The following is a 14340-nucleotide window of genomic DNA, read 5'->3' on the forward strand; positions in this document are numbered from 1 at the left end:
TCGCCAGGAACGCGACCGCGGCGGCGATCTCGGTCGCCTCCGCGAAGCGGCCGACCGGGATGTGGACCAGGCGGCGCGCGGCCCGCTCCGGGTCCTTGGCGAACAGCTCTTGCAGGAGTGGGGTGTTGACCGGTCCCGGGCACAGCGCGTTCACGCGGATGCCCTCGCGGGCGAACTGCACGCCCAGTTCACGGGACATGGCCAGCACACCGCCCTTGGAGGCGGTGTAGGAGATCTGGGAGGTCGCCGCGCCCATCCTGGCCACGAACGACGCCGTGTTGATGATGGAGCCCTTGCCCTGGCGGCGCATGTACGGGATCGCGGCCTTGCAACACAGGTACACGGACGTGAGGTTGACGTCCTGGACGCGCTTCCAGGCCTCCAGGCCGGTGTCGAGGATGGAGTCGTCGTCGGGCGGTGAGATGCCCGCGTTGTTGAAGGCGATGTCGACGCTGCCGTAGGTGTCGAAGGCCGCCTTGAAGAGCGCCTCGACCTGCTCGGGATCGGTGACGTCGACCTTCACGAACAGCCCGCCGACCTCGTCGGCCGCGGCCTTGCCGTGGGTCTCGTCGATGTCGCCGCAAACGACGTTGGCCCCCTCGGAGGCGAGCCGCCGCGCGGTGGCGAGGCCGATGCCGCTGCCGGCTCCGGTGATGACGGCGGTACGGCCGACGAGTCGTCGGCAGACAATCTCTGAGGTCACTGTGCGGAGCCCTCCGTGCTGGTGGAGACGTTACTGATGGGGGTGTCGCTGATGAAGACGTTCTTGGTCTCGGTGAAGGCGGTGAGCGCGTCCGGGCCGAGTTCGCGGCCGATCCCCGACTGCTTGAAGCCNGGTCCAATAGCGGACGCTGGAATGGGAGTTGACGGACAGGTTGCCGGCCCGGACGGCCTTCGAGACGCGCAGCGCGCGGCCCACGTCCCGGGTCCAGATGGACCCGGAGAGGCCGTAGTCGGTGGCGTTGGCGAGCGCGATCGCCTCCGCCTCGTCCTCGAAGGGGAGGACCACGGCGACGGGGCCGAAGACCTCCTCGACGGCCACGCGTGCGTGCGGGTCGACGCCGGTGACGACGGTGGGCGGGAACCAGAAGCCGGGGCCCTCGGGCGCCGTGCCGCGGATGCCGGCCAGGTCGTCGGTGACGTACGAACGGACGCGCTCCAGCTGGACCTTGGAGATCAGCGGGCCCATGTCCGTCTTCTCGTCGGCCGGGTCGCCGACCGTGATCCCCGCGATCGCGGGGGCGAGGAGGTCCAGGAAGCGATCGTAGACGCCGCGTTGGACGAGGATGCGGGTGCGGGCGCAGCAGTCCTGGCCGGAGTTGTCGAGGAAGGACATGGGGGCCGCTGCCGCTGCGGCCTCGATGTCCGCGTCGGCGAAGACGATGTTGGGGCTCTTGCCGCCGAGTTCGAGGGTGACGCGCTTGAGGAGCGCCGAGCCCTTCGCCAACACCTGTTTGCCTACGGCAGTTGACCCGGTGAACACGATCTTCGCGACGCCCGGGTGCTCGACGAGTGCGGTGCCCGCGACCGGGCCGCGGCCGGGGAGGACCTGGAAGAGGCCCTCGGGAAGGCCTGCCTCCAGGGCGAGTTCGGCCAGTCGGAGCGCGGTGAGCGGGGTCGTCTCGGCCGGCTTGAGGATGACCGCGTTGCCGGCCGCGAGCGCGGGGGCGGTGCCCCAGGCGGCGATCGGCATCGGGAAGTTCCAGGGGGCGATCACGCCCACCACGCCCAGCGGTTCGAGGATCGTGACGTCGAGGCCGCCCGCGACCGGGATCTGACGGCCCGTCAGCCGCTCCACTCCCCCGGCCGCGTAGTCGAGCAGATCCCGGACGTTGCCGGCCTCCCAGCGGGCGTTGCCGACCGTGTGCCCGGCCTCGCGCACCTCCAACTGGGCGAGTTCTTCCAGATGTTCGTCCACCGCGGTCGCGAAGCGGCGCAGCAGCCGGGCCCGGTCGGCGGGCGGGAGAGCGGCCCACTTCGCCTGGGCCCGGGCGGCGCGTACGACGGCGGCGTCCACGTCGGCCGCGGTGGCGGCCGGGACGGTGGCGATGACCTCCTCGGTGGCGGGGTTCAGTACGGGCAGCGGGTGCTCGGCAGGCAAGGGTGTGTCCTCACAGACGGTCGTCGGCGGGCAAAGGGGTCCTCACAGACGTTCGAAGGAGCGGCGCAGCTCCCAGTCGGTGACGGCGGCGTCGAAGGCCTCCAGCTCGACGCGGGCCATGTTGCGGTAGTGCGCGACGACCTCGTCGCCGAAGGCGGCCTTGGCGATCGGGCTGTTCTCCCACAGCTCGGCGGCCTCGCGGAGATTGGTGGGCACATGCGCGTAGTCGCCGCTGTAGGCGTTGCCCGCGCAGGCCTCCGGCAGCTCCAGCTTGTGCTCGATGCCGTAGAGCCCGGCCGCGACCAGGCCCGCCACCGCGAGATGCGGATTGACGTCCCCGCCGGGGAGCCGGTTCTCGAAGCGCATGGAGCGGCCGTGGCCGACGACCCGTAGCGCGCAGGTGCGGTTGTCGTAGCCCCAGGCGACGGCGGTCGGCGCGAACGAGCCCGGCTGGAACCGCTTGTAGGAGTTGATGTTCGGGGCGTAGAGCAGCGAGAAGTCGCGCAGCGCGGCGAGCTGCCCGGCGAGGAAGTACCGCATGACCTCGGACATCCCACCGGGATCGCCCTCGGTCCCCGCCATGGCGTTGCCGCCCTCCCCGTCCCCGAGCGAGAGGTGGATGTGGCAGGAGTTGCCCTCACGCTCGTTGTACTTCGCCATGAAGGTCAGCGAGACGCCCTCCTGGGAGGCGATCTCCTTGGCGCCGGTCTTGTAGACGGCGTGCTGGTCGCAGGTGACGAGGGCCTCGTCGTAGCGGAAGGCGATCTCGTGCTGGCCGGGGTTGCACTCGCCCTTGGCGGACTCGACGGTGAGCCCGGCGACGGCCATCTCATTGCGGATCCGGCGCAGCAGCGGCTCGATCCGCCCCGTCCCCAGGACCGAATAGTCGATGTTGTACTGGTTGGCCGGGGTGAGGCCCCGGTAGTTGGCGTCCCAGGCCTGTTCGTACGTGTCCTTGAACACGATGAACTCCAGCTCCGTACCGACCTGCGCGGTGAAACCGTGCTCGGCGAGGCGCTCCAGCTGGCGGCGCAGGATCTGGCGGGGTGCGGCGACCACCGGCGATCCGTCGTTCCAGGCGAGGTCGGCGATCAGCAGGGCGGTGCCGGCGTTCCAGGGCACACGGCGGAGGGTGGACAGGTCCGGGTGCATGGCGAAGTCGCCGTAACCACGTTCCCAGGAGGACATGGCGTAGCCGTCGACCGTGTTCATCTCGGTGTCGACGGCGAGGAGGTAGTTGCAGCCCTCGGTGCCGTGCCGGAGCACGTCGTCCAGGAAGAACTGGGCGGCGAACCGCTTGCCCTGGAGCCGCCCTTGCATATCGGGGAAAGCCAGGACGACAGTGTCGATCTCACCACTGGCGACGAGGCGTTGAAGTGCCTCGACGCCCAGTGGGGGTGTGCGGTCTGCCACGGGAAAGCCTCCTTCGGCTTCTACGGTCAGCCGGAAGCCATAAGGTATTGCGGAGAACCATTGCTTGGGAAGGGGGTGCCGCCATATGTCGCTGGATGCGGAGAACGGGCTTGAGGACCGGTTGACCCCGGTACTGCGGCCGGTGCGGGCGGGCAACGGATTCGAAGAGGCGCTGGAACAGATACTGCAGGTCGTACGGCTGGGTCTGGTGCCGGGAGGCGAACGCTTGCCGGCCGAGCGGGAGCTGGCCGAGCGGCTGGGGATCAGTCGGGTGACGCTTCGCGAGGTTCTGAAGGTACTGCAGGACCAGGGTCTGGTGGAGTCCCGGCGCGGGCGCTACGGCGGGACGTTCGTGCTGCCGAAGTCGGACGCCGGCGGCGAGGACGAGTTGCGGCGGCGGATCAGCGCGGTCGACATCGAGGACGTGCTGCGGTTCCGGGAGGTGCTGGAGGTCGGCGCGACGGGCCTGTGCGCGACGCACGGCCTGAACGCCGAACAGGCGGGACGCCTGCGCGACGCCCTGGCCCGTACGCACGACGCCCCGCTCGCCGACTACCGCCGCCTGGACACACTCCTCCACCTGACCCTGGCCGAGCTGTGCGGTTCACCGACCCTGACCGCGCAGTACGCGGCGGTACGGGCCACGGTGAACGACCTCCTCGACTGCATCCCGCTCCTCGTCCGCAACCTGGAGCACTCGCAGCGGCAGCACATCGCGCTGGTGGAGGCGGTACTGGACGGTGACGCGGACGGGGCGCGGGAGATGATGCGGGAGCACTGCGCGGGGACGGCGGCACTGTTGCGGGGCTTCCTGGCGTGACGGCTGGGCCTGTTTAATGGTCTGAGCAGAGCCCATTTGTTTCCCATTCGTTTTCCCCATTCGTTTCCCTCACGGTCGGAGGAGTGCATGGCGGGCAGGCCGCTGATCGGCATCAGTACATACCTGGAGGCCGAAGCGCGTTGGGGCACATGGCAGTTGGAGGCGGCACTGCTGCCGGTCGGCTACCCACGGCTCGTCCAGCGCGCGGGAGCCCTCGCCGCGATGCTGCCCCCGGACTCCCCCGAGCACGCCACGGCGACCGTCGCCCGCCTCGACGGCCTGGTGATCGCGGGCGGCCCGGACGTCGAGCCGGTCCGCTACGGCGCGGAGCGCGACCCCCGCAGCGGCCCGCCCGCCCTCGCCCGCGACGCCTGGGAACTCGCCCTGATCGAGGCCGCATTGACGGCCGGGATACCCCTGCTGGGCATCTGCCGGGGCATGCAGCTCCTGAACGTCGCCGTCGGCGGCACCCTCGTCCAGCACATCGACGGCCACGCGGAGACACCGGGCGTCTTCGGCCACCACAAGGTCAAGCCGGTACCGGGAACGTTGTACGCGTCCGCGGTACCCGAGGAGACCTCGGTCCCCACCTTCCACCACCAGTCCGTGGACCGCCTGGGCGCGGGCCTGACAATCTCGGCCTGGGCCGAGGACGGCACCCCGGAGGCGATCGAACTCCCCTCAGCGGACTGGGTGTTGGGGGTGCAGTGGCATCCGGAGATGGGGGAGGATCTGCGGGTGATGCGGGCGCTGGTGGAAGCGGCGACCACGTCCTGAGCGGGACCTCACCCGCAAACTCGGGCGAGGCGAGGACGGCACACCGCTCGCCCCACCGAGCCGGACGCCCCCGAACGGACCTCGTCCTCAAACGCCGGACGGGCTGGGGGGTGAGGCTCACCTTTCAACCCACCGAGTCGGGTGGTGGGTGGGCAAAGGCCGGGGGGCTGGGGGCGGAGCCCCCAGGACGGTTCGCCCAACCCCGGTCGCCCAACTCCACTCACCTGACCCCGGTCGCCTAACCCCGGGTCAGGGACAACAGCTCTCGGGCCGGGCCCGTCGGGCGGTGGCCTGTTGGCCATACCGCTCTCAGGTCGCGGGCCAGGGAGATGCCCTCCACCGGGATGCGGACGAGGCGCCGCATCGACAGTTCCTCGCCCACCGCGAGTTCGCTCAGGACGGCCGGCCCCGCTCCGCTCACCGCCGATGCCTTGACCGCCGTAGTGGAGGACAACTCGATCAGCGGGCGGGCCAGGCCGCCCAATGCCGCGTCCAGTACTTGCCTCGTGCCTGAGCCCTTCTCCCGGAGGATCAACGGGGTCGACGCCAACTCCCCCGCCGGGACCGGGCGTTGGCGGCGGGCCCAGGGGTGGGTCGGGGCCGTCACGACGATCAGGTGGTCGTGGGCGATCACCGTGGAGTCGAGGCCGGGCGGGACCGACAGGCCCTCCACGAAACCGAGGTCGGCCTCGCCGGACAGGAGGCGTTCCGCGACCGTCGTGGAGTTCCCGGCCAGCAACGAGACCGCCGTGTCGGGGCGTTGGGAGCGCAGGGCGAGGAGCCAGCCCGGGAGCAGGTACTCGGCGATGGTCATCGACGCCGCGACGCGCAGTCGGGAGTCGCGGCGGTGTCGTAGGGCCTGGGCGCCCGCGTCGAAAGCCGCGGCGGCTTCGACGACCCGCCTCGCCCAGTCCGTGACCAGCGCCCCTGCGTCCGTCAGCCGCGAGCCGCGCGGTGAGCGGTCGACCAGGGCCACGCCCAGTTGCCGTTCCATGGAGCGGATCCGGCTGCTGGCCGCCGGCTGGGTGATCCCCAGCTCGCGGGCCGCCCCACCGAGACTCCCGAGCCGGGCCACCGCCAGCAACAGCTCCAGCGCACCCAGATCCGGCACCCGGTGCGCTATCGACCCCTCCCGCTGATCATCCACCTCGCCGTTGCTCATAAATCCAGTTTATGTCCCCATAGACAGAGACTCCCTGGTCGACCGTCTCGGCCGGCGAGACGGTGGAGACATGGTCACCGCAGTTCGTCATCTCGGCCCCAACTGGTACGCCTCCGTCATGGGCACCGCCGTCGTCGCCACGGCCGGCGCCGGGCTCCCCGGCCACCTCCCCGGACTGCGCGCGGCCTGCACCACCGTCTGGGCCCTCTCCCTCGCACTGCTCCTGACCCTGCTCGCCGCCCGCACCCTGCACTGGACCCACCACCGCGACCAGGCCCGCGCCCATCTCCTCGACCCGGCGATGGCCCCCTTCTACGGCTGCCTCGCGATGGCCCTGCTGGCGGTGGGCGGCGCGACCCTGATCGTCGGCCGGGACTGGATCGGGCTGCGGGCGGCCGTCGTAGTCGACGCCGTGCTCTTCGGGACCGGTACGGTCGTCGGGCTCGCGGCGGCCGTGGTCGTCCCGTACCTCATGGCCGTACGGCATCAGGTGCACCCTTCCCAGGCGACCCCCGTCTGGCTGCTGCCCCTCGTCGCGCCCATGGTGTCCGCCGCGCTCGGCCCGCTCCTCGTGCCCCATCTGCCGGCCGGACAGGCCCGCGAGACCCTGCTCCTCGCGTGCTTCGCGATGTTCGGACTGAGCCTGCTGGCAACCCTGTTGATGCTCCCGCTGGTCTTCGCCCGGCTCGTCGCCGGCGGACCGCTGCCCCTCGCGCTCACCCCGACGCTGTTCCTGGTCCTGGGTCCGCTGGGCCAATCCACCACCGCCGTCGGCAAGTTCGCGGACTTCGCCCCCGGCGTCGTCCCCGCCGCGACGGCCCAGGCCTTCAGCCTCCTCGCCGTCCTCTACGGCGTCCCCGTCCTCGGCTTCGCCCTGCTCTGGTCCGCCCTCGCCACCGCGCATGTCGTCCGCGCCCGGCGCCGGGGCATGGGCTTCGCGATGACCTGGTGGGCGTTCACCTTCCCGGTAGGCACCTGCGTCACGGGCGCCGAGTCCCTGGCCCACCACACCGGCCTCGCCGTCTACGACGGGCTCGCGATCGTCCTCTACGGCGTGCTGGTCGCCGCCTGGGCCACCGCCGCCGTGCACACGGTCCGCGGTCTGCTCAGCGGTGCGCTGCTCGCAGGGCCGCGGCCAGCACCCGTGGCGCTTCGGCCAGTGACGGCCCGTACCACGTGAGGTGCCGGCCGCTGACGAGCGCGCACGGCAGGCCCGGGAAGGCCTCCGGTCCGTCGTCGGCCGTGAAGCGGTAGGGCTCGTCCGGGAGGACCACCAAGTCCCGTGCCGCCACCCGCAGTTCGTCGACCGTGACACGCGGATAGCGTTCGGTGTGCGCCGCGTAGGCGTTGTCCACGCCCAGCCGGGACAGCACGTCGCCCGCGAAGGTGTCGCGGCCCAGCACCATCCAGGGGCGCCGCCAGACCGGGACGACGGCGGTCGATCGGCGCTCGGGGGGCGGGAGTTGGGCCCATGCCCGCTCCGCCTCGTCCAGCCGGCGCGGCCGGGACGGCGCTCCGCACGCGTCGAGCACCCGGGCCAGTTCGCGGAACGCCTGGGGAACGTCACGCACTTCGGTGACCAGGACCTCGACACCCGCCTCCCGCAGGGCCGTCAGGTCCGGCTCGCGGTTCTCCTCCTCGTTGGCGACCACCAGGTCGGGGGCGAGGGCGAGGACCGTGTCGAGTTTCGGGTTCTTGGTGCCGCCGACGCGGGTCACGTCGAGGTCCGGCGGGTGGCTGCACCAGTCCGTCGCGCCGACCAGAACTCCCGGCGCCGATACGGCGATCGCCTCCGTGAGCGAGGGCACGAGGGACACGACGCGCATCAGCGCTGGCGGTCCTGGACCGCCTCGATGTGCTCGGCCACCGCGACCACGACCACCCGGGTGTCCGGCACGGTCGCGCGCCAGCGGTGCCGTACGCCTCCGGTGAGGTACATCGTGTCGCCGCGCACGAGACGGTACGCCCGCCCCTCCGCCTCGATCTCGACGGCGCCCTCCGCGACGTACATCAACTCGTCGTTGCGGTGCTGGAATTCACGCCCGGCGTCATGGTCACCGGTGAACTCCGAGGCGTGCAGCTGGTGATGGCCCCGGACCAGGGAACGCATCCGGGGTGTGCCGACCGACTCGGGTTCCTCCGCGCGGACGACGTCGACACTGCACGCGGGGTCGGCGGCGGCGAGGAGTTCGACGGCCGTGGTGCGCAGGGCGTCGGCCACCTTCTCCAGGGAGCTTCGGCTGGGGCGGGCCCTGTCGTTCTCGACCTGGCTCAGGAAGGGCACCGACAGGCCGCTGCGTTCGGCCACGACGGCGAGGGTCAGCGACAGCGCGCGGCGGCGCCGCCGTACGGCCGCACCCACCCGAAGGGGCTGTTCTTTGTGGTCGCCCATCGCTCCGGCTCCCTCCTTCGCTCGTCGGTTTCCAGTTGCCTCTGATGAGTTGTCTGCACCCTACGCATGTTCGTCAAACCGTTTCATGCGCCTGTCACATCCACGTCACACAGCGTGCGATCGGACCTCACAGTTCTGGCCAGTGCGCGAGGGTCCGCCGGCCCTCGATCGGCACGAGAGTTCGTCTCTACTCTTCAATGCGTACGCGGTCGCCCGTGTTCCCGCTCATTCCGAGGCCTGATTGCGGGGCTTCGTAGCGCTATGTGGTTGGCCGGATCCTTTTCGTACCCGATCGGGGCAGAAAAGGAGGTGGGCCCCGCCGCACGAAGGGGGGAACGTGCGGTGGAGCCCACCTCGGGGGCGGCGGCTGCGGGACTGTCAGGTCACCCGGCCGCCTGGCTCTTCCGGTTCTTCGTGACCGGGGCCAACTGGTCGACCAGGCCCGGGTGTTGCTTCAGCCAGGCACGGACGGCGGTCTGCTCCTCGCCCTTGCCGGACTTCTGGATCCGCGCCTCCAGACCGGTGAGCTGCGCCTCGGTCATCTTGAAGTTCTTCAGCCATGTGCCGACGTCGGGGTTGTCGGCGGCGAAGCCCTTGCGCGCCACGGTGTGCACGCCGTCGCCCTTGCCCCAGGCGCCCTTCGGGTCCTTGAGCTTCTTCAGCCCGTAGTCGCTGTACGCCCAGTGCGGCGACCAGAGCGTGACGACGATCGGCTGCTTCTTGGCGTACGCGCGCTTCAGTTCGGCCAGCATCGCCGGGGTGGAGCCGTCGACGACGTCGTAGCCCTGGAGGCCGTACTCCTTGAGGACCTTGGTCTTGAGGAGGCCCATCATTCCGGCGCTCGGTTCGATGCCGGTGATCTTGCCGCCGAACTCGGAGGCGTGGGTCTTGAGGTCGGCGAGCGTGTTGACGTCCTTCACATACGACGGGACGGTCAGCTCCAGGGACGTGGAGCCGTACCAACTGCCGAGGTCGTCGAGCCGCTTGCCGTACTTCTTCCAGTACTCGGCGTGCGTGGTGGGCAGCCAGGCGTCGGTCTGGAAGTCGACCTGGCCGGTGGCGACGCCGGTGTACAGGGGGCCGGCGGCGTACTGGGTGGTGGTGACCTTGTAGCCGCGCTCCTCCAGGATCTCCTTCCAGAGGAAGGTGGAGGCGATGCCCTCGTCCCAGGGGATGTAGCCGATGGTGATGTTCTTGCCCTTGCCGACGTCGGTGGCTGAGGTCGCCTTCGTGCCGGAGGAGGAGCCGAAGACGCCCAGGCCGCCGGCCACCAGCGCGAGGACGACCACACCGACCACGGCGAAGGCGGGGCGAGGGCGGTAATTCCAGGGCTTGGCGCCGCCCGCCGCGCGGGCCTTGGCGGCGGCCCTGCGGCCGAGCGGGGAGATCTGGGTGCCGAGCGCGCCCGTCATCCGGTCGAGGTAGATCGCGAGGACGACGATGCCGACGCCCGCCTCGAAGCCGAAGCCGATGTCGAGCTGGCCGATGGCCTCGTTGACGGCGCCGCCGAGACCGCCGGTGCCGACCATGCCGGCGATGACGACCATCGACAGGCCCAGCATGATGACCTGGTTGACGCCCGCCATGATCGTCGGGAGGGCGAGCGGCAGTTGGACGCGCAGGAGCGTGTCGCGCGGTGAGGTGCCGAACGCCTCGGCCGCTTCGACGAGTTCGGCGTCGACCTGCCGGATGCCCAGCTCGGTCATGCGGACGCCGGGGGCGAGCGCGAAGATCAGGGTGGCGATGACTCCGGCGGAGGTGCCGAGCCCGAAGAAGAGGATCGCCGGGATCAGCAGCACCATCGACGGCATCGTCTGGAGCAGGTCGAGAGCGGGCCGTACGACCGCGCTGACCGCCTTGGAACGGGCCGCCCAGATACCCAGCGGGATCGAGATCACCAGGGCGATGACGGTCGCCACGAGCACCAGGGCCAGGGTCGACATGGCCCGGTCCCACAGGTCGAGCGAGTCGATCAGCAGGAACCCGGCGAAGGCCAGGACACCCGCGACCAGTCCGCGCAGCCACCAGGCGATCACCGCCAGGATGCCCGCGAGGAGCAGGGGTTCGGGGGCGGTGAGGACCGCGTTGACGCCGTCGTACATGCCCTCGACGACCGTCTTGATCGCGTCGAAGAGCCAGGACATGTGGGCGAGGAGCCAGTCGACACCGGAGTCGACCCAGTCGCCGAGCGGGAGCCTAGGCATGGGCGCTCACCTTCTCCGGCTCGCCGGCGGCCGCTCCGCCGAGGAACGCGACGAGGCGTTCCTGCCGTACGACTCCTACGACCTCGTCGGCCGCGTCGAGCACCGCGACCGGGTGGGTGAGGCGGGCGCTGAGGGCGCAGAGGTCGGTGAAGGGGGTGTCCGGGGTGGCGGTCGCGCAGTCGCAGTCGGCCTCGTGGCCGTCGACGCCGGTGTCCATGACGGAGCTCGCGGTCAGCACACGCGAGCGGTCGACGTCCTGGATGAAGGAGGCCACGTAGTCGTCGGCGGGGCGCAGCAGGATGTCCTCGGCGGTGCCGGTCTGGACGATGCGGCCGTCGCGCATGACGGCGATGCGGTCGCCCAGGCGCATGGCCTCGTTGAGGTCGTGGGTGATGAAGACGATCGTCTTCTTCAACGACTTCTGGAGTTCGAGGAGTTGGTCCTGCATGTCCCGGCGGATCAGCGGGTCGAGCGCGCTGAACGACTCGTCCATGAGGAGGAGGTCGGCGTCGGTCGCCAACGCCCTTGCCAGGCCCACGCGTTGCTGCATCCCGCCGGACAACTCGTCGGGCCAGGAGTCCTCCCAGCCGGCCAGACCGCACAGGGCGAGCGCCTCGCCGGCGCGGGCCTCGCGCTCGGCGCGGGGCACGCCCTGCACGGCGAGTCCGTAGGCGGCGTTCTCGCGGACGCTGCGGTGCGGGAAGAGCGCGAAGTGCTGGAAGACCATGCTGATCTTGCGGGCGCGGACCGCGCGGAGGTCACGGTCGCTGAGCGCGGTCAGGTCCTGGCCGTCGAAGAGGACGCGGCCCGCGGTGGGCTCCAGGAGTCCGTTGAGCATCCGCAGGAGGGTGGACTTGCCGGAGCCGGACAGGCCCATGACGACGAAGATCTGGCCCGGTGCGACGGAGAAGGAGGCGTCGATCACGGCGGCGGTGGTGCCGTCGGCGCGCAGTTCCTCCCGGTCGGCTCCTTGGCGGAGCCGTTCGACTGCCTGGTCGGGTCGTCTGCCGAACACCTTGTGCAGGTGTTCGGCTTCTAGCCTGGCTGACACGCTTACCTCTCGATCGGGGGCAGGACAGTTCGAGGTCGGGACGTTTCGGGGTCAAGACCTGGGGGGCGGTGGGCCCGAGGACCGTAGAAGGTTGAATGCACAACCGGCACCGCTCCGAGGCCGCGCCTGCCCATGCTCTCCGCGCGCAAACACGGGAGTGGTCCAGCTCACCGGCCGGCCGTGTTGGTCCCTCCGGGTGACAGGGGGAGGTGGTCGGCGGGCGGTCGTGCGGCATGATGCGTGACGTGACCGGACGACTGATGCTTCTCGACACCGCCTCGCTCTACTTCCGCGCCTACTTCGGCGTCCCGGAGTCCGTGAAGGCGCCGGACGGGACGCCGGTGAACGCCGTGCGCGGGCTGCTCGAGTTCATCGACCGGCTGGTGAAGGACCATCGTCCGGACCAGTTGGTGGCGTGCATGGACGCGGACTGGCGGCCGCAGTGGCGGGTCGACCTGATCCCCACCTACAAGGCGCACCGCGTCGCCGAGGTGCGCGCGAGCGGCCCGGACGCGGAGGAGGTGCCGGACACGCTCGCCCCGCAGGTGCCGATCATCGAGGCGGTGCTCGACGCGGTCGGGATCGCGCGCGTGGGTGTCGAGCGGTACGAGGCGGACGACGTGATCGGCACGTTCACGGCGCTCGCCAAGGGCCCGGTCGACATCGTCACCGGCGACCGCGACCTGTACCAGCTCGTCGACGACGCCCGTGGCGTCCGCGTCCTGTATCCGATCAAGGGGGTCGGTCAGCTCCAGGTCACCGACGAGGCGTTCCTGCGCGAGACGTACGGTGTCGACGGCCGGGGTTACGTGGATCTGGCGCTGCTGCGCGGCGACCCCAGCGACGGTCTGCCGGGGGTTCCCGGGATCGGCGAGAAGACGGCGGCGAAGCTGCTGGCCGAGTTCGGTGACGTGCCCGCGATCATGGCCGCGATCGACGACCCCAAGTCCAAGCTGACCCCCTCGCAGCGCAAGCGTCTCGACGAGGCACGGCCGTATGTCGCGGTCGCGCCCAAGGTCGTACGGGTCGCCGACGACGTACCGCTGCCCGACGTCGACCCGACGCTGCCGCACGCGCCGCGCGATCCGGAGCTGGTGGGCGCACTGGCGGAGCGCTGGGGGCTGGGCGGATCATTGCAACGACTGCTCGCCACGCTGGGCGCGTAAGCATTGTCATTACCCATGCTTTCTTGCCTTTCACAGAGAATGTAGTGCTAACTTAGGTAAGCCTAAGCATGGGAATCTGGGAGGCCGTCATGGCAGAACGTCCGGCACGGAAGCCGCGTAAGCCCCACTCCGCGCAGGTCGTCCGCACCGAGCGCCTCACCCCCCATATGCAGCGCGTGGTGCTCGGCGGCGAGGGGCTGGCCGAGTTCGCGGCCGACACCTGCACCGACCACTACGTGAAACTGCTGTTCCCGGCCGGGGGCGCGACCTACCCCGAGCCCTTCGACATGGAGCGGATCCGCGCCGAGTTCCCGCGTGAGCAGTGGCCGGTGACCCGCACGTACACCGTGCGCGCCTGGGATCCCGAGCACCTGGAGATGACCCTCGACTTCGTGATCCACGGCGACGAGGGCCTCGCCGGGCCGTGGGCGACCCGGGTCCAGCCGGGCGAGACGGTCCACTTCATGGGCCCCGGCGGCGCCTACGCCCCCGACGCGGGCGCCGACTGGCATCTGCTCGCCGGGGACGAGAGCGCGCTGCCGGCGATCGCCCGCGCCCTGGAGTCACTGCCCGAGGGCGCCACGGCACACGCCTTCGTGGAGATCTCCGGCCCGGAGGAGGAGCAGAAGATCGACTCCCACATCGAGGTCGTCTGGCTGCACCGCGGCGACCGTCCCGTCGGCGAGGCGCTCGCCGAGGCCGTACGGGCGCTGGAGTTCCCCGAGGGCCGGCTGCACGCGTTCGTGCACGGCGAGGCCGCCTTCGTGAAGGACCTGCGGGCCCTGCTGCGGGTCGAGTTGGAGATCCCGCGCGAGGATCTCTCGATCTCCGGGTACTGGCGGCTGGGCCACAACGAGGACGGCTGGCAGGCGTCGAAGCGGGAGTGGAACGCGAAGATCGAGGCGGAGCAGGAGGGGGCTACGGCGACTGCGTAGCGCCTCCGGCGGGTTCAGCGGATTCGGAAAAGGGGCGGTGCTTCATGGCACCGCCCCTTCGCCGTGCGCGGGCGGCGATTTCGAGGAGCCGCGCCTTCGCCGTGCACGGGCGGCGATTTCGAGGAACCGCACCTTCGCCGAGGCGCGGGCGGCGATTTCGAGAGACTCTGCCTTGCCGTGCATGGGCGGTGTCTTCGCGGCACGGCCCCCTCGCCGTGCACGGGCAGCATTCTCGACGCACGGCCCTCCTCTCCCTGCGCGGGCGGCATTCTCGACGCACGGCCCCCTCTCCCTGCGCGGGCGGCATTCTCGACGCACG

General features: G+C 70.7%; 12 protein-coding genes and 1 pseudogene. 5 read left to right on the forward strand and 8 right to left on the reverse strand.

Features of this window, described 5'->3' with window-relative positions; translation table 11 throughout:
• From JHN63_RS35695 to JHN63_RS35705, 3 genes and pseudogenes are all read right to left on the reverse strand, one after another.
• The coding region (locus tag JHN63_RS35695) for a 3-oxoacyl-ACP reductase (protein WP_200688682.1) at nucleotides 1-703 on the reverse strand (703 nt) is incomplete at its 3' end.
• Nucleotides 700-2101 (reverse strand): annotated as a pseudogene (locus JHN63_RS35700) (aldehyde dehydrogenase). The gene JHN63_RS35695 and the pseudogene JHN63_RS35700, both read right to left, overlap by 4 nt.
• Nucleotides 2102-2143: 42 nt before the next feature.
• A complete protein-coding gene (locus JHN63_RS35705; protein ID WP_200688683.1) occupies nucleotides 2144-3514 on the reverse strand; it encodes a glutamine synthetase family protein in 1371 nt (456 codons plus the stop codon).
• Between the two features lie 85 nt (nucleotides 3515-3599).
• Here JHN63_RS35705 and JHN63_RS35710 point away from each other — a divergent pair, with 85 nt between their 5' ends.
• Both JHN63_RS35710 and JHN63_RS35715 read left to right on the forward strand, forming a co-directional pair.
• On the forward strand, nucleotides 3600-4334 hold the full coding sequence (locus JHN63_RS35710) for a FadR/GntR family transcriptional regulator (RefSeq protein ID WP_200688684.1): 735 nt from the start codon (nucleotides 3600-3602) through the stop codon (nucleotides 4332-4334).
• Nucleotides 4335-4421: 87 nt separating this feature from the next.
• Nucleotides 4422-5111 (forward strand): gamma-glutamyl-gamma-aminobutyrate hydrolase family protein, encoded by a 690-nt coding sequence (locus JHN63_RS35715; protein ID WP_200688686.1) that lies wholly within the window; start codon nucleotides 4422-4424, stop codon nucleotides 5109-5111.
• 238 nt (nucleotides 5112-5349) lie between these two features.
• On the opposite strand, the gene JHN63_RS35720 is transcribed toward JHN63_RS35715, so the two are convergent.
• Nucleotides 5350-6273 (reverse strand): LysR family transcriptional regulator, encoded by a 924-nt coding sequence (locus JHN63_RS35720; protein WP_200688688.1) that lies wholly within the window; start codon nucleotides 6271-6273, stop codon nucleotides 5350-5352.
• 70 nt (nucleotides 6274-6343) lie between these two features.
• On the opposite strand from JHN63_RS35720, the gene JHN63_RS35725 reads away from it, so the two are divergent.
• Nucleotides 6344-7453, forward strand: coding sequence for a TDT family transporter (locus tag JHN63_RS35725; protein ID WP_200688690.1), 1110 nt, complete (start codon nucleotides 6344-6346; stop codon nucleotides 7451-7453).
• Here the strand turns inward: JHN63_RS35725 and JHN63_RS35730 are convergent.
• The 4 genes from JHN63_RS35730 to JHN63_RS35745 form a co-directional block, all read right to left on the reverse strand.
• Nucleotides 7380-8099: a helical backbone metal receptor gene (locus tag JHN63_RS35730; protein WP_200688692.1), complete on the reverse strand. Its 720-nt coding sequence runs from the start codon at nucleotides 8097-8099 to the stop codon at nucleotides 7380-7382. The two genes, JHN63_RS35725 and JHN63_RS35730, sit on opposite strands and share 74 nt — an antisense overlap.
• Nucleotides 8099-8665 (reverse strand): helix-turn-helix domain-containing protein, encoded by a 567-nt coding sequence (locus JHN63_RS35735; protein WP_200688694.1) that lies wholly within the window; start codon nucleotides 8663-8665, stop codon nucleotides 8099-8101. Before JHN63_RS35735 ends, JHN63_RS35730 begins: the two co-directional genes overlap by 1 nt.
• Nucleotides 8666-9048: 383 nt before the next feature.
• Nucleotides 9049-10869 (reverse strand): ABC transporter permease/substrate binding protein, encoded by a 1821-nt coding sequence (locus JHN63_RS35740; RefSeq protein WP_200688696.1) that lies wholly within the window; start codon nucleotides 10867-10869, stop codon nucleotides 9049-9051.
• Nucleotides 10862-11920: a glycine betaine/L-proline ABC transporter ATP-binding protein gene (locus JHN63_RS35745; protein WP_200688698.1), complete on the reverse strand. Its 1059-nt coding sequence runs from the start codon at nucleotides 11918-11920 to the stop codon at nucleotides 10862-10864. Before JHN63_RS35745 ends, JHN63_RS35740 begins: the two co-directional genes overlap by 8 nt.
• A 236-nt stretch (nucleotides 11921-12156) precedes the next feature.
• On the opposite strand from JHN63_RS35745, the gene JHN63_RS35750 reads away from it, so the two are divergent.
• On the forward strand, nucleotides 12157-13086 hold the full coding sequence (locus JHN63_RS35750) for a 5'-3' exonuclease (RefSeq protein WP_234478209.1): 930 nt from the start codon (nucleotides 12157-12159) through the stop codon (nucleotides 13084-13086).
• Nucleotides 13087-13175: 89 nt separating this feature from the next.
• Entirely contained in the window at nucleotides 13176-14021 is an 846-nt protein-coding gene (locus JHN63_RS35755) for a siderophore-interacting protein (RefSeq protein WP_200688702.1), read from the forward strand.
• Nucleotides 14022-14340 lie beyond the last annotated feature (319 nt).

The organism is Streptomyces sp. MBT65 (assembly GCF_016612545.1).
Lineage (GTDB): Bacteria > Actinomycetota > Actinomycetes > Streptomycetales > Streptomycetaceae > Streptomyces.